General features: G+C 65.3%; 21 protein-coding genes. 13 read left to right on the top strand and 8 right to left on the bottom strand.

The window, feature by feature from the left end; genetic code table 11:
• Nucleotides 1–49: 49 nt before the first annotated feature.
• Together argA and ACP7DD_RS19965 are read left to right on the top strand one after the other, a co-directional pair.
• Nucleotides 50–1,360 carry an amino-acid N-acetyltransferase gene (gene argA, locus ACP7DD_RS19970; protein ID WP_426176546.1) on the top strand — a complete coding sequence of 437 codons (1,311 nt, stop codon included), beginning with the start codon at nucleotides 50–52 and terminating at the stop codon, nucleotides 1,358–1,360.
• A gap of 37 nt (nucleotides 1,361–1,397) precedes the next feature.
• A complete protein-coding gene (locus ACP7DD_RS19965; RefSeq protein WP_426176545.1) occupies nucleotides 1,398–1,670 on the top strand; it encodes an oxidative damage protection protein in 273 nt (90 codons plus the stop codon).
• Nucleotides 1,671–1,778: 108 nt separating this feature from the next.
• Here the strand turns inward: ACP7DD_RS19965 and ACP7DD_RS19960 are convergent, their stop codons facing one another.
• The 3 genes from ACP7DD_RS19960 to rpiA are packed head-to-tail and all read right to left on the bottom strand — an operon-like array spanning nucleotide 1,779 to nucleotide 3,666.
• A complete protein-coding gene (locus tag ACP7DD_RS19960; protein WP_426176544.1) occupies nucleotides 1,779–2,648 on the bottom strand; it encodes an EamA family transporter in 870 nt (289 codons plus the stop codon).
• Nucleotides 2,645–2,974 carry a hypothetical protein gene (locus ACP7DD_RS19955; protein WP_426176543.1) on the bottom strand — a complete coding sequence of 110 codons (330 nt, stop codon included), beginning with the start codon at nucleotides 2,972–2,974 and terminating at the stop codon, nucleotides 2,645–2,647. The genes ACP7DD_RS19960 and ACP7DD_RS19955 overlap by 4 nt, the downstream gene beginning before the upstream one ends.
• 14 nt (nucleotides 2,975–2,988) lie before the next feature.
• Nucleotides 2,989–3,666 (bottom strand): ribose-5-phosphate isomerase RpiA, encoded by a 678-nt coding sequence (gene rpiA / locus ACP7DD_RS19950; protein WP_426176542.1) that lies wholly within the window; start codon nucleotides 3,664–3,666, stop codon nucleotides 2,989–2,991.
• A gap of 206 nt (nucleotides 3,667–3,872) precedes the next feature.
• Here rpiA and ACP7DD_RS19945 point away from each other — a divergent pair, with 206 nt between their 5' ends.
• The 7 genes from ACP7DD_RS19945 (at nucleotide 3,873) to ACP7DD_RS19915 (ending at nucleotide 10,164) form a co-directional block, all read left to right on the top strand.
• Nucleotides 3,873–4,241: a response regulator gene (locus ACP7DD_RS19945; protein ID WP_426176540.1), complete on the top strand. Its 369-nt coding sequence runs from the start codon at nucleotides 3,873–3,875 to the stop codon at nucleotides 4,239–4,241.
• A 3-nt stretch (nucleotides 4,242–4,244) separates the two neighbouring features.
• On the top strand, nucleotides 4,245–4,865 hold the full coding sequence (locus ACP7DD_RS19940) for a chemotaxis protein CheC (protein ID WP_426176538.1): 621 nt from the start codon (nucleotides 4,245–4,247) through the stop codon (nucleotides 4,863–4,865).
• Nucleotide 4,866: 1 nt separating this feature from the next.
• Nucleotides 4,867–5,829: a diguanylate cyclase gene (locus ACP7DD_RS19935; RefSeq protein WP_426176537.1), complete on the top strand. Its 963-nt coding sequence runs from the start codon at nucleotides 4,867–4,869 to the stop codon at nucleotides 5,827–5,829.
• 188 nt (nucleotides 5,830–6,017) lie between these two features.
• Nucleotides 6,018–7,229, top strand: a complete 1,212-nt coding sequence (locus ACP7DD_RS19930) for an efflux RND transporter periplasmic adaptor subunit (protein ID WP_426176536.1) — start codon at nucleotides 6,018–6,020, stop codon at nucleotides 7,227–7,229.
• A complete protein-coding gene (locus ACP7DD_RS19925) occupies nucleotides 7,226–7,954 on the top strand; it encodes an ABC transporter ATP-binding protein (protein ID WP_426176535.1) in 729 nt (242 codons plus the stop codon). Before ACP7DD_RS19930 ends, ACP7DD_RS19925 begins: the two co-directional genes overlap by 4 nt.
• Nucleotides 7,951–9,174, top strand: coding sequence for an ABC transporter permease (locus tag ACP7DD_RS19920; RefSeq protein ID WP_426176534.1), 1,224 nt, complete (start codon nucleotides 7,951–7,953; stop codon nucleotides 9,172–9,174). The genes ACP7DD_RS19925 and ACP7DD_RS19920 overlap by 4 nt, the downstream gene beginning before the upstream one ends.
• An 18-nt stretch (nucleotides 9,175–9,192) precedes the next feature.
• Nucleotides 9,193–10,164, top strand: a complete 972-nt coding sequence (locus tag ACP7DD_RS19915; protein WP_426176533.1) for a tetratricopeptide repeat protein — start codon at nucleotides 9,193–9,195, stop codon at nucleotides 10,162–10,164.
• Between the two features lie 7 nt (nucleotides 10,165–10,171).
• Here ACP7DD_RS19915 and ACP7DD_RS19910 read toward each other — a convergent pair whose 3' ends face one another.
• The 5 genes from ACP7DD_RS19910 to edd form a co-directional block, all read right to left on the bottom strand.
• Complete coding sequence (locus ACP7DD_RS19910; RefSeq protein ID WP_426176532.1) at nucleotides 10,172–10,498, bottom strand: copper-binding protein; 327 nt, start codon at nucleotides 10,496–10,498, stop codon at nucleotides 10,172–10,174.
• A 191-nt stretch (nucleotides 10,499–10,689) separates the two neighbouring features.
• A complete protein-coding gene (locus tag ACP7DD_RS19905) occupies nucleotides 10,690–11,169 on the bottom strand; it encodes a hypothetical protein (protein ID WP_426176531.1) in 480 nt (159 codons plus the stop codon).
• A 113-nt stretch (nucleotides 11,170–11,282) separates the two neighbouring features.
• Entirely contained in the window at nucleotides 11,283–11,825 is a 543-nt protein-coding gene (locus tag ACP7DD_RS19900) for a Rhs element Vgr protein (RefSeq protein WP_426176530.1), read from the bottom strand.
• A gap of 3 nt (nucleotides 11,826–11,828) precedes the next feature.
• The gene (gene eda / locus ACP7DD_RS19895) at nucleotides 11,829–12,452 is read right to left on the bottom strand and encodes a bifunctional 4-hydroxy-2-oxoglutarate aldolase/2-dehydro-3-deoxy-phosphogluconate aldolase (RefSeq protein WP_426176529.1); all 624 of its coding nucleotides are present in this window, start codon (nucleotides 12,450–12,452) and stop codon (nucleotides 11,829–11,831) included.
• Nucleotides 12,449–14,365, bottom strand: a complete 1,917-nt coding sequence (gene edd, locus ACP7DD_RS19890; RefSeq protein WP_426176528.1) for a phosphogluconate dehydratase — start codon at nucleotides 14,363–14,365, stop codon at nucleotides 12,449–12,451. Before edd ends, eda begins: the two co-directional genes overlap by 4 nt.
• 212 nt (nucleotides 14,366–14,577) lie before the next feature.
• On the opposite strand from edd, the gene pgi reads away from it, so the two are divergent.
• The 4 genes from pgi (at nucleotide 14,578) to ACP7DD_RS19870 (ending at nucleotide 20,035) form a co-directional block, all read left to right on the top strand.
• Nucleotides 14,578–16,221 carry a glucose-6-phosphate isomerase gene (gene pgi, locus ACP7DD_RS19885; protein WP_426176527.1) on the top strand — a complete coding sequence of 548 codons (1,644 nt, stop codon included), beginning with the start codon at nucleotides 14,578–14,580 and terminating at the stop codon, nucleotides 16,219–16,221.
• Nucleotides 16,218–17,111, top strand: a complete 894-nt coding sequence (locus ACP7DD_RS19880) for an SMP-30/gluconolactonase/LRE family protein (protein ID WP_426176525.1) — start codon at nucleotides 16,218–16,220, stop codon at nucleotides 17,109–17,111. The genes pgi and ACP7DD_RS19880 overlap by 4 nt, the downstream gene beginning before the upstream one ends.
• 135 nt (nucleotides 17,112–17,246) lie before the next feature.
• On the top strand, nucleotides 17,247–18,803 hold the full coding sequence (locus tag ACP7DD_RS19875) for an ATPase domain-containing protein (protein WP_426176524.1): 1,557 nt from the start codon (nucleotides 17,247–17,249) through the stop codon (nucleotides 18,801–18,803).
• Complete coding sequence (locus ACP7DD_RS19870) at nucleotides 18,800–20,035, top strand: sensor histidine kinase (protein ID WP_426176523.1); 1,236 nt, start codon at nucleotides 18,800–18,802, stop codon at nucleotides 20,033–20,035. Before ACP7DD_RS19875 ends, ACP7DD_RS19870 begins: the two co-directional genes overlap by 4 nt.
• The last annotated feature ends 107 nt before the right edge of the window (nucleotides 20,036–20,142 follow it).

The raw sequence follows: 20,142 nt of genomic DNA, 5'->3' as shown, positions 1-20,142 counted from the left end.
TTTACATGTATTTAGCGCGCAAGTCGCGCAGCGAATTATAATGCGGCAAATGGAAAACTCTACCCAATTCGTCCAATGGCTGCGCTCGGTCGCGCCGTACATCCACGCCTTCCGTGGCAAGACCTTCGTGGTTGCCTTCCCGGGTGAACTCGTCACCGCCGGCGCGCTGACCGTGCTGGCGCAGGATTTGTCGCTGCTGGTGGCCCTCGGCATCCGCGTCGTCATCGTGCACGGCTCGCGCCCGCAGGTGGCCGAACAGCTGGCCCTGCGAAACGTCGAAGGCCGCTTCCACAACGGCATCCGCATCACCGACACCGCCGCGCTCGAGTGCGCGAAAGAAGCGGCCGGCGAACTGCGCCTCGACATCGAAGCGGCGTTCAGCCAGGGCTTGCCGAACACGCCGATGTCGAATGCGGCCATCCGTATTATCTCAGGCAACTTCGTCACGGCGCGCCCGCTAGGCGTCATCGACGGCGTCGACCTCGAGCTGACCGGCGTCACCCGCAAGGTCGCCGCCGAGACGATCCACCCGATCCTGGCCACCGACAGCGTGGTGCTGCTCTCGCCACTGGGCTTCTCGCCGACCGGAGAAGTGTTCAACCTGACGATGGAAGACGTGGCCGTATCGGCCGCGGTGGCGCTGCAGGCCGACAAGCTGATCTTCATCAGCGAGACGCCCATGATGCTCGATGAGGGCGGCGCGGAAATTCGCGAGCTGTCGTCGCACCAGGCCGTAGCGGTGCTGCAGGCCGGCTTCTTGCCGTCCGACGCGGCGTACTACCTTCAGCATGCCATCAAGGCCTGCAACAGCGGCGTCGACCGCGCCCACATCGTGCCGTTCGCGATGGACGGCTCGGCGCTGCTGGAGCTGTTCACCCACGATGGCGTGGGCCTGATGGTCAGCCACGAAAACCTCGAAAGCCTGCGCAAGGCGAACATCGACGACGTCGGCGGCATCATCAAGCTGATCGAGCCGCTGGAAGCGGACGGCACGCTGGTCAAGCGTGGCCGCGAGCTGATCGAGCGCGAGATCGACAATTTCTCCGTCATCGAGCACGACGGCGTGATCTTCGGTTGCGCCGCGCTGTACCCCTTCCCTTCGGCCAAGATGGCTGAAATGGCGTGCCTGACCGTCAATCCCGAGGTGCAGACCCAGGGCGACGGCGAGCGCATCCTGCGCCACATGGAAAACCGTGCGCGCGCCGCCGGCTTCAAGCAGCTGTTCGTTTTGACCACCCGCACATCGCACTGGTTCCAGAAGCGCGGCTTCGTGCCGGCGACGGTCGATGCGCTGCCGAAGGATCGCCAGCACATGTACAACTGGCAGCGCAAATCACAGGTCTTGATTAAGTCTTTATAATCACGGCTTCATCTCTATCGTCGCTTTAGGAGCACAAATGGCCCGCACCGTCCACTGCATCAAACTGAACAAAGAGGCCGAAGGGCTCGACTTCCCGCCGTATCCAGGCGAGCTGGGCAAAAAGATTTACGAGCAGGTGTCGAAAGAGGCGTGGGCCGGCTGGCTCAAGCACCAGACGATGCTGGTCAACGAGAACCGCCTGAACCTGGCCGACCTGCGCGCGCGCAAGTACCTGGCCGCGCAGATGGAAAAGCATTTCTTCGGTGAAGGCGCCGATGCCGCGATGGGCTACGTGCCGCCGGCAGAGTAAACAGCAGCAAGTATACCCGTAGAAATATGCTTCGCCACTGCGGCGAGCTCAGCATGGATCCCCGCGTCCGGGGACGACGGATTTAAGTTTTACGGCAGTTTCGTGTGGTCATTTGCCGCGAGCGGACATCGCGCACGTCGCCGATGCCGCCACGATGCAAGCAATCGCCATCCACTGCGTGCTGGTCAAGCGCTCCCCCAGTATCAGCAGTCCCGCGATGGCCGTCACCGCCGGCGCGGCGCTGCTGAACATGCCGTACAGCCCCTGCGGCAAGCCGCGCAGCGCCAGCATCTCCAGGCAATAAGGTACCGCGCTCGACAGCACGGCGATGACCAGGCCGATGGCGAGCACGTGCGGCGTGATCGCCGCCGCATCCGTATAGGCCACGCCAAGCGGCACGATGAACAGCGACGCCACCAGCATGCCCAGCGCCACGCCCTGCCCGCCCGCGATGGTCGATGCGCGCTTGCCGAACACGATGTACAGCGCCCAGCACGCCGCGGCGCCGAAGGCGTAGGCAACGCCGACCGGATCGAGCCGGCCGGCGGCGCTGTTTATCGGCAGCAGCAGGTAGAGGCCGAACACGGCCAGCGCGCACGACGCAATATCGCGCAGCCGGCGCGACGCCAGCAAGGCCACCAGCAGCGGGCCGGTCACCTCGATGGCGACGGCAATGCCGATCGGAATGCGCTGGAACGCGCGGTAGATGAGCAGGTTCATCAGGCCCATGACGGCGCCGTAAATGACCAGGTTGAAAACGTCGCGCCGCGTCAGCGGCGAGCGCCACGGACGGAAGATCGCCACCAGGATCAGCGCCGAGAAGCCGACCCGAAATGCGGTGATGCCCTCGACCCCGATGACGGGAAACAGGTTTTTAGCCACCGCGGCGCCAAGATTGACGGAAATCTGGCTGCCGAACAGCGCCAGCGTCGGCAGCAACAAGCCGTCGCGCCGGGTATCGGGCACGAAAATCGTCACATCGCCTTACATTGCCGCAGTTCGCAGCGCGCCATGAATACCTTGCCGCTCGAGCACACCATGCGGTACACCTCGACCGGGCCGGGCGGCGTCATCAGGCCGGCGCCTTCGCTGCTGTCGCAGTCGCGCTGCTTGCCGAGCCGCTCCACCGTCACCGACGACACGCCGGCGCGGAATGGGATCCGTTCGATCGACACGCCGTTGGCGTCGAGCATCCGCGTGTCGACCGGTTGGGCCCGCGCCACCGCCACTGGCTCCATCTTGGTGCGCAACATCGAACAAGCGCTCAGCACAACAACGCACGACACCAGCAGCAATCGCTTCATGAATTTTCCTTGGTTTAGAAAGTGAGCGTCTTCACGCCGTCGCTGGTACCGAGCAGGCATACATCGGCGCCGCGCAGCGCGAACAATCCTACCGCCACCACGCCCGGCACCTGGTTGATGTCTTGCTCGAGCGCGACCGGGTCGGTGATCGACAGGCCGGCAACGTCGATGATTTCGCCGCCATTGTCGGTGATGAAGGCCTGGTCGCTGCCGGCTTTCAGGCGCAGCTTCGGCTGGCCGCCGAGGGCGGCCAGCTTGCGCATCACGGCCGCGCGCGCCATCGGCAGTACCTCGACCGGCAACGAAAACTTGCCCATCACGTCAACCAGCTTGGAGCCGTCGGCGATGCAGACGAACTTGGCCGACACGGAGGCGACGATCTTTTCGCGCGTCAATGCCGCGCCGCCGCCCTTGATCATCGCGCCACTGTTGGTGATTTCGTCGGCGCCGTCGATGTAGACGGCGATCGCGGTCACGTCGTTGAGGTCGAACACGTCGATGCCGTGGCCGCGCAGGCGCGCCGCGGTCGCTTCCGACGAGGCCACCGTGCCCTTGATGCGGTGCTTGATCTTGGCCAGTTCATCGATGAAAAAATTGGCGGTCGAGCCGGTGCCGACGCCGATGATCTCGCCGTCGACGACGTACTGGATGGCGGCTACGGCTACGGCTTGCTTGAGTTCGTCTTGGGTCATGGTCTTGGGTAAAGGAGGTAGGCAAATCAGGTATGCCGACATTTTAGCGGATCGACCGTTGCGCCACCTCCTTTCGACAATAAATGCCTTTGTCCGGAAGCAAGCGCGACCGCGCGCCAGTGCAAATGAAGTTCCTTTTGGGCAAAACCGAAAAAGAATTGTTGAGACAATGACCGTCGACTAAAAGTTACTCAGAGGAACCAACAATGAACGATGCCAAAACCGTCCTCGTGGTCGACGACAGCCGCGTTTCCCGCCTGATGGCACGCCAGTTCATCCTCACCAAGCGGCCCGGCTGGCTGGTCGAGGAAGCGGCCACGGGCGAAGAAGCGCTGGTAGAGGTGCAGTCGATGACGTCGCCCACCCTGATCCTGGTCGACGTCAACGTGCCCGGCATGGGCGGGCTGGCCGCGGCCGGCCACCTGCGCGCGATGTGCCCGCAGGCGCACATTTCGCTCGTCACCGCCAACGTGCAGAACACGACGCGCAACCGCGCCACCGAAATGGGCATCGGCTTCATGGAAAAGCCGATCACCGAGGCGCGCATCGATGCCCTGCTGGGCGCGCTGGAGTAAGGCATGCTCAAGCTCAGCGAACTGCAGCATGACGCGCTGGTGGAAATTTTCAACATCGGCGTCGGCCAGGCCGCCAGGGCAATGAGCGAGATCGTCCGCGAGGAAGTGACGATGTCGGTGCCGTCGATCCGCTTCCTCAACCGCGCCGCCGCCGCCGCCATGCTCGGCCACCCGGACCGATCGCGCGTCTGCGGCATCAGCCAGCACTACCGAGGCGCCTTGACTACCGAAGCGATCTTGATGTTTCCCGAGGACAAGAGCCTCGACATCGTGCGCCTGATGGTCGGCGAGTCGGTGCCGTTCAAGGAACTGACCGAGATGGAACAGGAAGCGATGAGCGAAATTGGCAACATCATCCTCAATTCCTGCGTCGGCACCCTCGCCAACGTATTCGACCGCGAACTGCGCGGCTCGCTGCCGGTGTATCACCTCGGCAGCAGCGAAGACATCCTTACCGCCTCGTGCGGCCTGGCCGACACGCTGGTGCTGATGCTGCATATCGACTTCATCCTCGAAGCGCACCAGATTCACGGCTATGTCGCCTTCATCCTCGACGTGAGCGCGCTGGCGGACCTGCAGGCGCAGGTCGACGGCTATCTCGCCAACATTACCGGCCAAGCCTGACATGGACAGTGTCGCAACGATTCACCCGGGCATGCTTGAACATGTTCTGGGGGCCATCGACGTCGGCGCCGTCGAGCTCGACGCCGAGCGCCGCGTGGTGCTGTGGAACCGCTGGATGGCGCAGCATTCGGGCCATCCGCCGGCCGAGGTGCTGGGGCGCGACTTCCTCGCCGTGTTCCCCGACCTGCGCGGCAAGCGCCTCGACGGCGCGGTGCGCCAGGCGCTGCGCGACAACTTTCCAGCGGTGCTGTCGCAGACGCTGCACCAGGCGCCGCTGGCCTTGTATGCCGACCGCGCCGCCCGCAGCCGCGGCGCGCGCATGCGACAGGCGGTCGCCGTCACGCCGCTCGACGTCGCCGGCGCCGCGCGCCACTGCCTGATCCAGGTCAGCGATGTCAGCGCCGCCGTGCACCGCGAGCGCCTGCCGCGTGACCAGGCGATGGAGCTGCGCTCGCAGACGTTTTCGGACGGCCTGACCGGCATCGCCAACCGCCGCCACTTCGACCTGTCGATGGAAAAAGAACAGCGGCGCGCCAAGCGCACCGGCATCTCGCTGACGATGCTGATGATCGACATCGATTTCTTCGAGGCCTACAACGACCACTACGGCCACCCGCAAGGCGACGACACCTTGATCCGGGTCGCCAACGCGCTGGCCGGCTCGCTGCAGCGTCCGCTCGACCTGATTGCCCGCTACGGCGGCGAGGAGTTCGCCGTGGTGCTGCCCGACATGGACAGCGCCGGCGGCGCCAGGGTGGCCGAAAACCTGCGCCAGCGCATCGCGCAGCTGGCCATTCCGCATGCGGGGGCGACCGGCTCGCGCCTGGTCACCGTCAGCATCGGCGTGGCGACGCCGTCGCCGCACAACCCGGTCGAAGTGGTGCAGCTGATCGGCGCCGCCGACCGCGCGCTGCACGCCGCCAAGCGCTGCGGCCGCGACTGCGTCGTCATCGAAAACCCCTAGCCTGTAGCAACAAAACACTGGTGTCAGGTCTGACATTCGGACATTTCGTATTCGAAATGTCCGAATGTCAGACCTGACCCCAGAAATTGTCCGCGCCGCCGCAAAATCGTATGCATGTTGCAACATTTTCATAGTTATTGCACACTGACCCATCGCGCCGCGGCGCTTCACGGTCCCTGTACATATCAATGAAAATATTTACCAAGAAACGCGTACTGGTGGCGATCGCCTTGCTCGTCGTCGCCGCCGCCGCAGCAGCTTACCTTCAAAGCAAAAAAGAAAAGCCGGTGCCCGAGTCGAAGTACCGCAGCGCCGTCGTCGACAGCGGCAACATCACCCAGACCGTCACCGCCACCGGCACCATCAATCCGGTCGCGCTGATCAACGTCGGCTCGCAAGTGTCCGGCACCGTCGTCGAACTGAAGGCCGACTTCAACGACCACGTCAAGAAAGGCCAGGTGCTGCTCAAGCTCGACCCGACCATCTTCAACGCCCAGATCCGCCAGGTCGACGCGAGCCTCGCTTCGGCGCAGGCATCGATGCGGCTGGCGCAATCGAACTTCGAACGCAACCAGCGCCTGGTCGCGCAAAACTACGTGTCGACCTTGACGCTGGACCAGTCGCGCCGCGAACTCGACGTCGCCCGCGCCAACATCAAGCTGGCCGACGCACAACTGGCGCGCGCCCAGGCCGACCTGAACAACAGCGTGATCCGCGCTCCGATTGACGGCGTCATCATCAAGCGCACCATCGACCTCGGCCAGACGGTGGCGGCCTCGTTCACCACGCCGAACCTGTTCCAGATCGCGCGCGACCTGACCAAGATGCAGATCGACACCAGCGTCTCGGAAGCCGACGTCGGCGCGCTGAAAGACGGCCAGGCGGCGCGCTTCGTCGTCGACGCCTACCCCGACCGCGAGTTCGACGCCAGCATGCGCCAGTTCCGCCTGGCGCCCAACGTGGTGCAAAACGTCGTCACCTACAACGTCGTGCTCGACGTCGAGAACAAGCAGGAGTTGCTCAAACCGGGCATGACGGCGCAGGTACGCCTGGTGGTGGGCAACCGCGACAACGTGCTGCGCATTCCGACCGCCGCGCTACGCTTTCGCCTGTCCGACGAGGAGTTGGAAAAGGAAGCGAAAAAGCTCAAGGACAAAGGCGGCAAGCCGGAGCCGGCCACCGTCGCCGCTGCCGACGAGGACGACCTGGCCTTCCGCAGCAAGAACGAAGCGGCGCGCCAGTACAAGATCTACAAGCTCGACGCGCGCAACCAGGCGGTGCCGGCCGACATCAAGATCGGGCTATCCAACTTCCGCTACACCGAAGTGATCGCTGGCGACCTGAAAAAAGGTGACAAGGTCGTCACGCGCGCGCTGGCGCCACAGGGCAAGAACGAATGAGTGGGCCGCTGATCGATATCCGTAGCGTCACCAAGAGCTACATTTCCGGCAGCATCGAAACGAAGGTGCTGTTCGGCATTGACCTGCAGGTGCCGCGCGGCGACTTCCTCGCCGTGATGGGCCAGTCCGGCTCGGGAAAGTCGACCTTGATGAATATCTTCGGCTGCCTCGACCAGGCCACCGGCGGCACTTACCTGCTCAATGGCATCGACACCTTGACCTTGTCGCGCGCCGAGCTGGCGATGATCCGTAACCGCACCATCGGCTTCGTGTTCCAGAGTTTCAACCTGATCAAGCGGATGAGCGTGGCCGAGAACGTCGCCCTGCCGCTGATCTACGCCGGCGTCTCGCGCGCCAACGCGCATGCCAAGGCGCTGGCCGAACTCGACCGCGTGGGCCTGGCCGGCTTCGCCAAGCGCACGCCGAACCAGTTGTCCGGCGGCCAGCAGCAGCGCGTGGCGATCGCCCGCGCGCTGGTGGGCGACCCGCCGCTGATCCTCGCCGACGAGCCGACCGGCAACCTCGACACCCAGACCAGCGAAGAAATCATGCGCTCCTTCCAGCAGCTCAACAGCGAGCGCGGCATAACGATCCTGCTCGTCACGCACGAGCCCGACATTGCCGCGTACAGCAAGCGCCTGATGCGCCTGAAGAACGGGCGCGTCATCTACGACGGCGCCGCCGCCGAAGGCCTGCGCCAGTTTGCCCACGGAGGCAGCGCATGAATTTTTTCCAGGTCGTCAATGAAGCGTTCCGCTCGATGGGCGCGAACCGCCTGCGCACGGCGCTCACCATGCTGGGCATCATCATCGGCATCACTTCGGTGACCTTGCTGCTGGCGCTCGGCGACAGCATGCAGCGCTTCATCGGCAAGGAACTCGAAGCGCTCGGCACCAACATGCTGTATGTGTTCCCAGGCGGCAGCCGCACCGACGAGCGGCGCCTGCGCAACAATGCCGCGCCATCGCTGACGATGGCCGACGCGCTGGCGCTCAACGCGCTGCCGAGCCTGACAGGTTCGGCGCCGACCTTGCAAGGCAGCTTCAAGGTATCGGCCGGCAACGAGACGTCGAGCTTCATGGTGTTTGGCGTCACGCCGGAAATGTTCAAGATCCGCAACTGGCGCATCGACCAGGGCAGCGTGTTCAGCGAAGCGGACGTGCGCGCCGCCTCGCGCATGGTCGTCATCGGCCAGAAAGTGGCGGACCAGTTCTTCTACAAGGCCGATCCGCTCGGCAAGGCGCTGCGCATCGAGAACGTCGCCTTCCAGGTGGTCGGCGTGCTGCACGGCGAAGGCAAGCAGATCGACGGCGGCAACCTGGCCGACATGGTGATCGTGCCGATCACTGCCGCGCGCGCCAACCTGGTGCGCAGCCCGTTTCCCGACAACGTCCACTACGTTGCCACCCAGGGCAAGCCAGGCCAGAACCTGCTCGACGCCATCGAAGACATCAAGGGCATGCTGCGCGACCGCCACCGCATCAAGGTCGACGCGCCGGACGACTTCCGCGTCGAAAACGTCGCCTCGTTTGCCGAGACAGCCGCCAAGATCAGCGCCGGCATCGCCCTGCTGCTCGGCATGATCGGCGCCATCTCGCTGGTCGTCGGCGGTATCGGCATCATGAACATCATGCTCGTGTCGGTTACCGAGCGCACCCGCGAGATCGGCATCAGGATGGCGATCGGCGCCAAGCCGCGCGACGTGCTGCTGCAATTTTTGACCGAGGCAGTCGTCATCTGCCTGGCCGGCGGCGTGGTCGGCATCGCGCTGGCCGCCGCGGCGGCCGCCGCCATCACCTCGACCGGCAAGTTCGACGTGTTCATCACCGCATCGGCGATCCTGGTCGCCTGCAGCTTTTCCACCCTGGTGGGCGTATTCTTCGGCTTCTATCCGGCGCGCCGCGCGTCGAAACTGCTGCCGGTCGACTGCCTGCGTTACGAATAAATTTTTGAAAAGGCACCCATGAAATTTTCCCACGCAATCGCCGCCAGCGCGCTCGGTCTGCTGCTGTGCGCACAGGCTTCGGCCAACGAGTACTCGGCCCTGATGAAGGCGCGCAAGTATGCCGACGTCGAACGCATCGCCATCGCAAAGCTGGCGCAGGACGCCGGCAACGCCGACGCGCTGGTCGTCACCAGCGAGGTCGCGCTGGTCGAAGGACGCATCGACGACGCCGTCAAGCTCGGCGAGCGCTGCATCGCCGCCCAGCCAAAGGTGTCGAACTGCCACCTGGCCTACGGCAACGCGCTTGGCACCAAGGCGGTCACCGCAGGCATCATGTCGGCGCTGGGCTACGTCGGCAAGATCGGCGACGCATTCAAGACGGCGGTCGAGCTCGATCCGCAGAACATGGACGCGCGTTTTTCGCTGATGACGTTTTACATGCAGGCGCCCAGCATGGTCGGCGGCGGCAGCGGCAAGGCCCAGGCGCTGGCCGCGCAGACGGCGCTGATCCATCCTGAAGCCGGCAAGCTGATGCTGGCGCGGCTCGACGCGGCCGACGACAAGTTCGCCAGGGCCGACGCGACGGTGCTGGCGATGCCGGTCAACAGCAACGAGGCGGTGGCCGAAGGCCAGCGCGACCTGATCAACAATCTCGGCAACAAGTACCTCAGCGACAAGAAATATGCCGACAGCGAACGCATGTTCCGCGAGGCGCAAAAGCGCTTTCCCGACAGCGAGAGCGCCGTCTACGGCATGGCGCGCGTGCAGCAGGAACTGGGCAAGCACCGCGAAGCGATCGCCGGCTTCGAGCAGGCCAACGCGATGACCCGGCGCGCCACCAGCTTTTACCGTATTGCCAAGTCGCAGCAGGCGCTGGGCGACAAACCGAATGCGGTGGCGTCGTACGGCAAGGCGCTGGCGCTGAAGCCGGCGCTGCCGCCAAAACTGCGCGCCGATGCCGACGAGCAGTTGAAGCTGGTCCTGCAGTAAGCGCGGCTTACTTCACCGCTTCCAGCTTCGTCACGATAAATTTACCATCCACTTTTTCGGCGAAGAAGGCGACCTTGTCGACTATGCGCACCTGGTCGAGCATGGCCACGTCGGCCACCTTGAACGCCATCGTCATGGCCGGCATCTTCAGGTTCTCGATGAAGCCGTGCTTGATGGTGATCTTGCCGGCTTCCTTGTCGACTTTCATCACCTCGGCCTGCGTCAGCGGCGTTGCGACCGCGGCATCGGCGGCCGGCGCACTCTGCTGTTCCTGGCCGAACGCGGCGCCGGCCGATAGCGCCAGCGCGAAAAAGCACGCAGTAAAACGGTTCATGGCAATGTTCCTTTCAAGTTCAGTTCGCTATTCTGGCGGCTGTGCCGATCAGCAGGAGGACCGAAGTCATGATGAAGGCCCTGCAGGGCGCGCGCCTTGAGCGCGATGAATCGCGCGGCCCATTTGCGGGCGGCCGCACGTGTCGCGCTCGATGGCGAAGGAAACGTCTGCGCAGGGTGAACCTGGCCGGATTATTTCGGCGGGACGCAGCCGTACACGTTGCGCCCCTCCTGCTCGCCGGCGGCGATGTGGCGCACCTGGACGCTGCCGTCGCGCTGCTTGGCCAGGCAGAAACGGGCGTCGTAGCGGCGCGGCTGGTTCGGTCCGCCGCCAGGGCGCGCGTCGATCTGCACCTCGTACACCTTGCCGTTTTCCAGCATCACCGATCTGGTCTGCGGCAGCGACTGCACCCTGCCGGCGTACGGAATGCACATCGAAAACAAAACCGGGAAGGTCCGGTCCGGCGGCATCGCCATCGTCCACATCTTGGCGCGCGGCCGGCTCGACGGGTCGAACACGGTGACGGCCTGGAAGTCGGGCGCACCGCCGCGCTGCTCCTCGCGTTGCGAAATGGTAAAGCACGGCAGGCCGGCTTTGGTTTCCCGCACCTCCGCCTCGCCACTGCGCGGCGCGAGGGCGGCATGTGGCCAGGCCGCGGGCAGCAGCAGCATCAACGGAAGAAGAAAACGCAATTACATGGGGCCCTCGCCGGGGAAAAAGGTTGCATGTGGCAAACTCTTAGCGTACGGCTTGCAGACCAGATGGGGTTGATATCGCGCAAATGCTACGCCGCCGGAGCCCCGCCGAAGCGTCGCGCAAGCGTCCGCGGCAAGTGGGAGCGATTTGCCGGAGCGACCAGAAAGCCGTCCAGTACCTCCTCGAACAGCGCCAGGCTGGCGGCGTTGCGGCGCCAGCGCATCGCTTTCGGCGCCTCGCGGTGCTTGAGGACGAAATAGTCCGCCAGCAGGTCGCCCTGCGCCTCCATGTTGAAGTCGGCCAGGGTGGCGCCGGCGCGCAGCAGATACTCGTAACTGAGCCCGAGCCGCACGGCGCCGCGCAGGCGCACCGGGTAGCCAAGCTGGTGCTGCCAGACGTGCACCATTTCGTGCATGAACCAGTGCTGCGCATGGATGTCGCCGGCGGCGTAGTCGTCCAGAAAACACGAACGATGAAAGTACAGGCGCCCGTTCGGCGTCATCGCGCAGTTCTTCGGCTGGAACGGCATGTAGCGCCGGTCGTGGATGCGCACCTTGGCGTAATCGATGGCCGCGCCGAACAGCGCCGCCGCCATCGCCACTTCGCCTTCGGTAAGCCCGCGGCTGGCCAAGACTTACCCCAGCGCCGCCGCCGCCCTCGCCAGCTCGGTGATGCGCGCCCAGTCGCCCGCCTGCAGCGCGTCTTTCGGCGTCAGCCACGAACCGCCGACGCAGGCGACGTTTTTCAGCGACAGGAACTGCGGCGCGCTGTCGATCGAGATGCCGCCGGTCGGGCAGAACGTCACGTCCGGAATCGGGCCGCCGATCGCGTTGAGCATGCCGACGCCGCCGGCCGGCACCGCCGGGAACAGCTTCAGTTCGCGAAAGCCCGCTTCGCGCGCGGCCAGCACTTCCGACGGCGTCATCACGCCCGGCAGCAGCGGCAGGCCGCTCTTGCGCGCCGCCTCGATCAGCGTGGCGGTCAGGCCAGGCGAGACGCCGAACACGGCGCCGGCGTCGCGCGCGGCGGCAAATTCGGACGGCTGCGTCAGCGTGCCGACGCCGACGATGGCGCCCTCCACTTCACTCATGGCGCGAATCGCCGCCAGGCCGTGCGGCGTGCGCAGCGTGACTTCCAGCACCCGGATGCCGCCGGCGACGAGCGCCTTTGCCAGCGGCACCGCGTGCGCCGGATCGTCGATCGCGATGACGGGAATAACGCGCGCGACGCGCATGATGTCGAGAATGGTCATGCTCATGGTTCAGCCTTTACCAGAAAGTCTTCGTCGGAGCCCGGCATGATGTCGCCGCTGTCGGCGCCTTCATGCAACGGTACGGTGGTCGAAATCGGCGACGGCAGCGGGAACGTCGCGGCGCCCTGCTCGGCCGGACCGACGACATGGCGGAACATCGAGAACAGCTCGCGTCCCATGCCGATGTGCGACGGCGACATGTCGGCCGTCGCCAGCGCGCGCGCGTGCCAGACGGCGTCCGGCACCAGCGCCTGCAAGGTACCCATGCTGGCGTCGAGGCGGATGATGTCGCCGTCGCGCACCAGCCCGAGCGGGCCGCCGGCGAGGATCTCGGGCGACACGTGGATCGCCGCCGGCACCTTGCCCGACGCGCCCGACATGCGCCCGTCGGTCACCAGCGCCACATGGCGGCCGGCGTCCTGCAGGTTGGCCAGCGCCGGCGTGAGCGCGTGCAGTTCCGGCATGCCGTTGGCGCGCGGCCCCTGGAAGCGGATCACCGCCACGAAGTCGCGGTCGAGTTGCCCGGCCTGGTAGGCGTGCATGAAGTCTTCCTGCGAGTTGAACGTCAGTGCCGGTGCCTCGACGATGCGGTGCTGCTCCTTCACGGCCGACACCTTCATCACCGCCCGTCCCAGGTTGCCCGACACGAGGATCATGCCGCCGTCGGGGGCGAACGGCGCGCTGGCCGGACGCAGCACTTCGGTGTCGCCGCTGACGGCCGGCGAGTCTTTCCAGTACAGCTTGTCGCCGTCGAGGAACGGCTCGGCGCAGTGCGCGCGCAGGCCGTGCCCGAGGATCGTGTTGACGTCCGCGTGCAGCAGGCCGGCGTCGAGCAGCTCGCGCATCACGAAGCCGGGACCGCCGGCGGCATTGAAGTGGTTGACGTCGGCGTCGCCGTTCGGGTAAATGCGCGCCAGCAGCGGCACCACCGCGGACAGCTCGTTGAAGTCGTCCCAGTCGATGACGATGCCGGCCGCGCGCGCGATCGCCACCAGGTGCAGCGTGTGGTTGGTCGAGCCGCCGGTCGACAGCAGGCCGACCACCGCGTTGACGATCGACTTCTCGTCGACGATGTGGCCGACCGGGATGTAGTTGCCGTTCTGCTGGGTGATGGCGACTGCGCGCTGGGCCGCCGCGACGGTCAGCGCGTCGCGCAGCGGCGTGCCTGGCGTGATGAAGGCGGCGCCCGGCATGTGCAGGCCCATGAACTCCATCAGCACCTGGTTGCTGTTGGCCGTGCCGTAGAAGGTGCAGGTGCCGGCGCCATGGTACGAACCCATTTCGCACTCCAGCAGTTCTTCGCGCGTCGCCTTGCCCTGCGCGTACAGCTGGCGGATGCGGGCCTTTTCCTTGTTCGATATGCCCGACGTCATCGGGCCGGCCGGCACGAAGATCGCCGGCAGGTGGCCAAAGTGCAGCGCGCCGATCAGCAGGCCCGGCACGATCTTGTCGCATACGCCGAGATACAGTCCGGCGTCGAACATGTTGTGCGACAGCGCGATGGCGGTACTCATGGCGATCGTATCGCGCGAAAACAGCGACAGCTCCATGCCCGGCTGGCCCTGGGTCACGCCGTCGCACATGGCCGGCGTGCCTCCGGCGAACTGGGCGACCGCGCCAACGTCGCGCACTGCCTGCTTGATCACCTCGGGGAAGTAATGGAACGGCTGGTGCGCCGACAGCATGTCGTTATACGACGAGACGATCGCGATCGACGGCTTCTTGGTTTCCTTCAGCTTCAGCTTGTCGTTGACGGGAAACGCCGCCAAGCCGTGCGCCAGGTTGGTACACGACAGCGTGGAACGTTGCACGCCCTGCACGCGCGCCGCGTCGAGGTGCGCAAGATAAGCCCCGCGCGACGGCCGGCTGCGTTTGACAATGCGGTCGGTAATCGCCTGAACCACTGGATGGAGCGCCATGATCGTCCCTTAAAAATTCGATTTCTGAAATTTTACTACGTTTTCAAATCCTTGGCCGTTTTGCGTACATCTAGCAATAGCTGGCAAGCGCCAGCCCATATGTAAGACAGCTGGAAAAGCTGATGGTTCGGCGATTCTTTTGGCTACCTCGTAGTGAATTTACGTTCATTTCAGGTATTATTCACTCAACCACAAACCGACCAAGAATCGACATGCGCCAGCCTGCCCTTACCTCTACCGCCAGCTTCCAGGCGCTTGCCACTCACGCCGTCGATATCAAGGATACGCGCATGCGCGACCTGTTCGGCGCCGACCCGCAGCGCTTCAAGACGATGTCGCTGGAAGCGGCCGGCCTGTTCCTAGACTATTCAAAAAACCGCCTTGACGGGCGCACGCTTGAACTGCTGGCGGAGCTGGCGCGCGAGCGCGGCGTCGAAGCGCGGCGCGAGGCGATGTTCGCCGGCGAGAAAATCAACCTCACCGAACAGCGCGCGGTACTGCACACCGCCCTGCGCGCACCAAGCGACGCCATGCTCAGCGTCGACGGCCAGGACGTCATCGCCGATGTCCATTCGGTGCTGGCGCGGATGCGCGCGTTCAGCGACGCGGTGCGCTCCGGCGCGTGGCTGGGCCACAGCGGCAAGCCTGTCACCGACATCGTCAACATCGGTATCGGTGGCTCCGACCTGGGCCCCAAGATGGTGTGCCTGGCGCTGCGCCAGTACGCCCATCCGCGCCTGGCGATGCACTTCGTGTCGAACGTCGACGGCCACGACATCGACAACACGCTGTCGCGGGTCGACCCCGAAACCACGCTGTTCATCGTCGCCTCCAAAACGTTCACCACCAGCGAGACGATGCTCAACGCGCAGACCGCGCGCATGTGGTTCCTGGCGCACGCCAAGCCGGCCGCGCTGGCGCGCCACTTCGTGGCCGTCTCCACCAACGTCGAGGCGATCAAGCAATTCGGCATCGACCCGGCCAACATGTTCCCGTTCTGGGACTGGGTTGGCGGGCGCTATTCGGTGTGGTCGGCGATCGGGCTGCCGATCGCGCTGGCGGTCGGCTTTGGCTACTTCAGCGATTTTCTCGCCGGCGCGCATGCGATGGACCAGCACTTCGCCCTGGCGCCGCTCGAACAGAACATGCCCGTGCTGCTCGCGCTGGTGGGCTTCTGGAACCGCCAGTTCCTCGACTGCGCGTCGGTCTCCATCGCGCCTTACCACCAGGACCTGAACCGCTTTCCGGCCTACCTGCAGCAGCTCGAAATGGAGAGCAACGGCAAGCGCGTGACCCGTACCGGCCAGCCGGTCGACACGGCGACCTGCCCGGTCATCTGGGGCGACTGCGGCACCAACGGCCAGCACGCCTACTTCCAGCTGCTGCACCAGGGCAGCGACCTGACGCCGATCGACTTCATCGCCAGCCTGCGTCCAGGGCATGAGCTGGCGCAGCACCACGCCGCGCTGCTGGCGAACTGCTTCGCGCAGTCGGAAGCGTTCATGCGCGGCAAGGACATCGACGAAGTGCGCGCCGACCTGCAGGCGCAGGGCCTGACGGCGGCCGAAGTCGAGCGCCTGGCGCCGCACAAGACCTTCCCTGGCAACAGTCCCAGCAACACCATCCTGATGGAGTACCTGACGCCGTACACGCTGGGCGCGCTGGTGGCGCTGTACGAACACAAGACGTTTGTGCAGGGCGTGCTGTGGGACGTGAACAGCTTCGATCAGTGGGGCGTCGAACTGGGCAAGGTACTGGCGAAAAACATCGAGGCCGAACTGACCGGCGCGCCGCGGCCGGACCTGCACGACAGTTCCACCAATGGCCTGATCGCCATGGCCAGGGCGGCGGTATGAACGACGGCCTGCAGGTAGCATACGAGAAGCCGATGGCGGTCGGCGAATGTCCGCTGTGGGATGCGGCCGCGTCGATCCTGTACTGGGTCGACATCGACGGCTTCGCGGTGCACAGCCTTGAGCCGGCCAGCGGCGCGTATCGCGCCTGGCCGATGGTCAGCGAGCCGGCGGCGATTGCGCTGCATGCCGGCGGCGGCCTCCTGGTGGCGCTGCGCTCCGGCTTCGCCCATCTCGACACCGGCAGCGGCGCGCTGACGGAGATAGCGCCGGCGCCGTACGACACCACACTGTATCGCTTCAACGATGGCCGCGCCGATGCAGCCGGGCGCTTCTGGGTCGGCACCTTGTACGAGCCGCGCACGCAGGCGGTGGCCGAGATGTTCTGCCTCGAGCGCGGTGAAGTGCGGTGCGCCTGGTCGGGCGGGATGACGGTGTCGAACGGCCTGGCCTTCAGCCCGGACGGCAAATACATGTACCACGCCGACACCACCAGCCACCGCATCGATCGCTACGGGTTCGACGCCGGCAGCGGCGTGGCGTCGGCCCCCGAGCCGTTCCAGCGCTTCGACACCGACAAGGCGGCGCCGGGCTATGGCGGGCGCCCGGACGGCGCGGCGGTCGACAGCGAAGGCGCCTACTGGTGCGCGATGTTCGAAGGCGGCCGCGTGCTGCGCTTTTCGGCCGATGGCGCCCTGCTGCGCGAAGTGAAGGTGCCGCTGCGCTGCCCGACGATGGTGGCGTTTGGCGGCGACGACCTGCGCACGCTGTACATCACCAGCGCCGGCCTGAAGCGGCCCGACGCCGAGCGCGAACAGTATCCGCTCAGCGGCTGCCTGCTGTCGCTGCGAGTCGATGTGGCAGGCCTGCCGGAGCCGCTATACCGTCCCTAGGCGCTTGCCTGACTTCAGCAGTCCACCATCGCAGCCGTGGCCATATAGCAACACTATTCCTTGCGTGCGCCTGCGTACAAAGCGGCGCTGTAACATGGCAACCGATTTTAGTTAGTTGCGTCGGGGGAAATCTACGTGGATACGGTCAAAACGGGCATCGCCGGACTCGATGAAGTTCTGCTCGGCGGTGTGCCGCGCCACAACAACCTGATCGTCGAGGGCCCGCCGGGCTCGGGCAAGACGACGCTCGGCCTCGGCTTCATCTATGCCGGCGCCACCGAATACGACGAACCGGGCGCGATTGTCTCGTTCGAGCTCGATGCGGCCAAGCTGCTGCGCGACGCGGGCGGCTTCAACTGGGACTTGCAGGGCCAGATCGACGCCGGCAGGATCAAGGTGATCCAGACCAGTCCCGCAGTGCTACTGAGCGAATTTCGCAATCCGGACGGCGCGTTTGCCGCGTCGCTGCGGGCGATGGGCGCCAAGCGCCTGCTGATCGACGGCCTGACGCCGATGCGGCTGTACGCCGAAGTGCACGACCTGCCGTTTCGCGAAGACATTCACGTGCTGATTGAAGGCCTGAACCGGCTCGGCGTGACCACCATGGTCACGGCCGAACGCGACGACAGCCTCGACGCGGTGCCGGCGCACGAGCGCTTCGTGTTCGACACTATCGTCTCGCTGACGCGCGGCGAGAACAAGCGGCGCGTGCAGCGGCGCCTGACGGTGCTCAAGTCGCGCGGCCAGGATTTCATCGGCGGCAGCCACACGATGCGCATCGAAGCGGGCCGTGGCATCCACGTCTACCGGCGCGCGCAATCGCGCCCGGTGTACTCGAACGACCAGCCGACGTCCGACGTGCGCCTGTCGATCGGTTCGGCGGCGATCGACACGATGATGGACGGCGGCATTTACCAGGGCTCGGTGACGATGGTCAGCGGTATCTCCGGCACCGGCAAGACGGTGCTCAGCGTGCAGTTCCTGTCGTCGGCGATCGCGGCCGGCCACAAGACGCTGCTGGTGAGCCTCGACGAGCACCCGCGCCAGCTGATGCGCAACGCCGGCTCGCTCGGCTTCGACCTGGCCGGCATGGTCGAACGCGGCGACCTGTTTATTCATTATGAGTCGCCGCTCGAACTCGAACTCGACGTCCACTTCGACCGCATCATCAAGCTGGTCGAAGAACAGGGCATCGACTGCGTGGTATTCGATTCGTGCGCGGTGTACGAGATGACCAGCCCGGAAGAAGTGGCCGACTACCTGTACGCGATGGCGACGTTCTTCAAGAACCGGCTGGCGACGGTGTTCTTCAACTACGAGAGCCCGGAGCTGCTCGGCTTATCGCAGATCAGCCAGGAGCTTAACGGCTCGCACCTGGTCGACAACATCATCCTGCTGAACTACGTCGAAATCTCCACCATCCTGCGCCGCGCAATCGCCATCCCGAAGGTGCGCGGCAGTCACAACCTGCAGATCACGCGCGAGTACGTCATCGCCGTCGGCGGCCTGCAGCTGCTCGATGAAGCGAGCGGTGACGGCGACTCCGCGGTGGTGCCGCAGCTGCCGTTCTCGTCGTACTACGGCCTGCTGTCGCGCTCACCGTCGCGCCAAAGCCCGCTGATCGAGGACGCCGTCGCGCATGGCACCAAGATGCCCGACTCGATTCAGCTGCCGACGCAAACCCAGTCGTGATCAGCGTCGGCCGGCCGCAGCACCCTGAAGTCCACTGGGAGGAATGGGGTCCGCCGTTGCACCAGTTCGGGCAGGCCACCGGCCTGACTGTATCGGTCTATGACGCCGGCGGCATTCGCATGGTCGGCCCGCTGGTGGCGTCGCGCACCGCGCGCTTTCTGCAAGCGTCGACGCTGTGGCACGACGATGGTCCCGGCAGCGAACTTGAACAGCGCATCGTCGCCGCCGTCGCCGCCAGTGGCAAGGCCATGGAAGACGAAGACTTTCACGGCCTGCGCGTGTGCAGCCTGCCGCTGACCCAGTTCGGCAAGGTGTACGGCGTGCTGGTGTTCGGCTGGTGTTTTCGCGACTTCAGTTCGCCGATGGCGTGCGAGCAGATCGCGCGCCTGATCGGCGCGCCCGGACACGCCATGTGGAACGAAGTGCGGCTCGAGACGCCGATGTCGGACGCGCGCATGGCCACCAACGTGGCGCTGCTGCGCACGCTGGCCGGCTCCATCGACCGCCAGCGCGAGACGATCGAACAGCTGAACCGGGTCAGCCGCACGCGCGACCTGTTCCTCGCCACCGTGTCGCACGAAATGCGCACGCCGCTGGCGGCGCTGTCGATGCGCGTCGAACTGATTATCAAGACCCACCCCGACCTGCCGCCGGCAGTGGCCAGCGGCCTGAATGCAATGCGCGTGCACGTGCGCCAGGAAGCGGCAATGGTCGACGACCTGATCGACGCCGCGCGCACGCTCACGGGCCAGCTGTCGGTGCTGCGCGCGCCGGTCACGCTGGGGCGCATCGTGCGCGACGCGGTGTCGACGATCGAAGTGAACGCCCACGAAAAAGGCATCTCCTTCAGCGTCTCGCCGCTCGATTACGGCGACGGCATCGCCATCGCCGGCGACGCGCGGCGGCTCCAGCAGGTGCTGTGGAACCTGCTGCTCAACGCGATCAAGTTCACGCCGGCGGGAGGATCGATCCAGGTCAACATCAGCGCCACCGCCGGCCAGGTGCGCATCGACGTCGTCGACAGCGGCCAGGGCATCGACGAGGACGACCTGCCGATCGTGTTCGGCGCCTTCACGCTGCAAACGCACGCCAACGCCACCGGCCTTGGCCTCGGCCTGTACATCGCGCGGCGCATCGTCGAACTGCACGGCGGCGAGCTGACGGTGAGCAGCGGCGGCATCGGCCAGGGAAGTACCTTCACGATCCGGCTGCCGCGCGAGCTGATACGCTAAGTTGCCACGGCCGTTGCCGTAGTAAAATTTCTTGATAATCGCGCTTTTGTGTAGTAAATTTACATAGACAGCATTTCGCTTAGATTGTCGCTGCCGTGCGCCAGCGC

Origin of the sequence: Massilia sp. TWR1-2-2, assembly GCF_049897565.1 — a bacterium.
Taxonomy (GTDB): domain Bacteria; phylum Pseudomonadota; class Gammaproteobacteria; order Burkholderiales; family Burkholderiaceae_D; genus JAFCUW01.
Note: the sequence above shows the minus strand (reverse complement) of the source record. Positions and strands in the feature narration are given on the sequence as shown.

Excerpts from the sequence above, each read along its gene's own strand:
- argA (WP_426176546.1), top strand. The coding sequence starts at position 50 with ATGGAAAACTCTACCCAATTCGTCCAATGGCTGCGCTCGGTCGCGCCG.
- ACP7DD_RS19965 (WP_426176545.1), top strand. The coding sequence starts at position 1,398 with ATGGCCCGCACCGTCCACTGCATCAAACTGAACAAAGAGGCCGAAGGG.
- ACP7DD_RS19955 (WP_426176543.1), bottom strand. The coding sequence starts at position 2,974 with ATGAAGCGATTGCTGCTGGTGTCGTGCGTTGTTGTGCTGAGCGCTTGT.
- rpiA (WP_426176542.1), bottom strand. The coding sequence starts at position 3,666 with ATGACCCAAGACGAACTCAAGCAAGCCGTAGCCGTAGCCGCCATCCAG.
- ACP7DD_RS19945 (WP_426176540.1), top strand. The coding sequence starts at position 3,873 with ATGAACGATGCCAAAACCGTCCTCGTGGTCGACGACAGCCGCGTTTCC.
- ACP7DD_RS19940 (WP_426176538.1), top strand. The coding sequence starts at position 4,245 with ATGCTCAAGCTCAGCGAACTGCAGCATGACGCGCTGGTGGAAATTTTC.
- ACP7DD_RS19935 (WP_426176537.1), top strand. The coding sequence starts at position 4,867 with ATGGACAGTGTCGCAACGATTCACCCGGGCATGCTTGAACATGTTCTG.
- ACP7DD_RS19930 (WP_426176536.1), top strand. The coding sequence starts at position 6,018 with ATGAAAATATTTACCAAGAAACGCGTACTGGTGGCGATCGCCTTGCTC.
- ACP7DD_RS19925 (WP_426176535.1), top strand. The coding sequence starts at position 7,226 with ATGAGTGGGCCGCTGATCGATATCCGTAGCGTCACCAAGAGCTACATT.
- ACP7DD_RS19920 (WP_426176534.1), top strand. The coding sequence starts at position 7,951 with ATGAATTTTTTCCAGGTCGTCAATGAAGCGTTCCGCTCGATGGGCGCG.
- ACP7DD_RS19915 (WP_426176533.1), top strand. The coding sequence starts at position 9,193 with ATGAAATTTTCCCACGCAATCGCCGCCAGCGCGCTCGGTCTGCTGCTG.
- ACP7DD_RS19910 (WP_426176532.1), bottom strand. The coding sequence starts at position 10,498 with ATGAACCGTTTTACTGCGTGCTTTTTCGCGCTGGCGCTATCGGCCGGC.
- ACP7DD_RS19905 (WP_426176531.1), bottom strand. The coding sequence starts at position 11,169 with ATGCTGCTGCTGCCCGCGGCCTGGCCACATGCCGCCCTCGCGCCGCGC.
- eda (WP_426176529.1), bottom strand. The coding sequence starts at position 12,452 with ATGAGCATGACCATTCTCGACATCATGCGCGTCGCGCGCGTTATTCCC.
- edd (WP_426176528.1), bottom strand. The coding sequence starts at position 14,365 with ATGGCGCTCCATCCAGTGGTTCAGGCGATTACCGACCGCATTGTCAAA.
- pgi (WP_426176527.1), top strand. The coding sequence starts at position 14,578 with ATGCGCCAGCCTGCCCTTACCTCTACCGCCAGCTTCCAGGCGCTTGCC.
- ACP7DD_RS19880 (WP_426176525.1), top strand. The coding sequence starts at position 16,218 with ATGAACGACGGCCTGCAGGTAGCATACGAGAAGCCGATGGCGGTCGGC.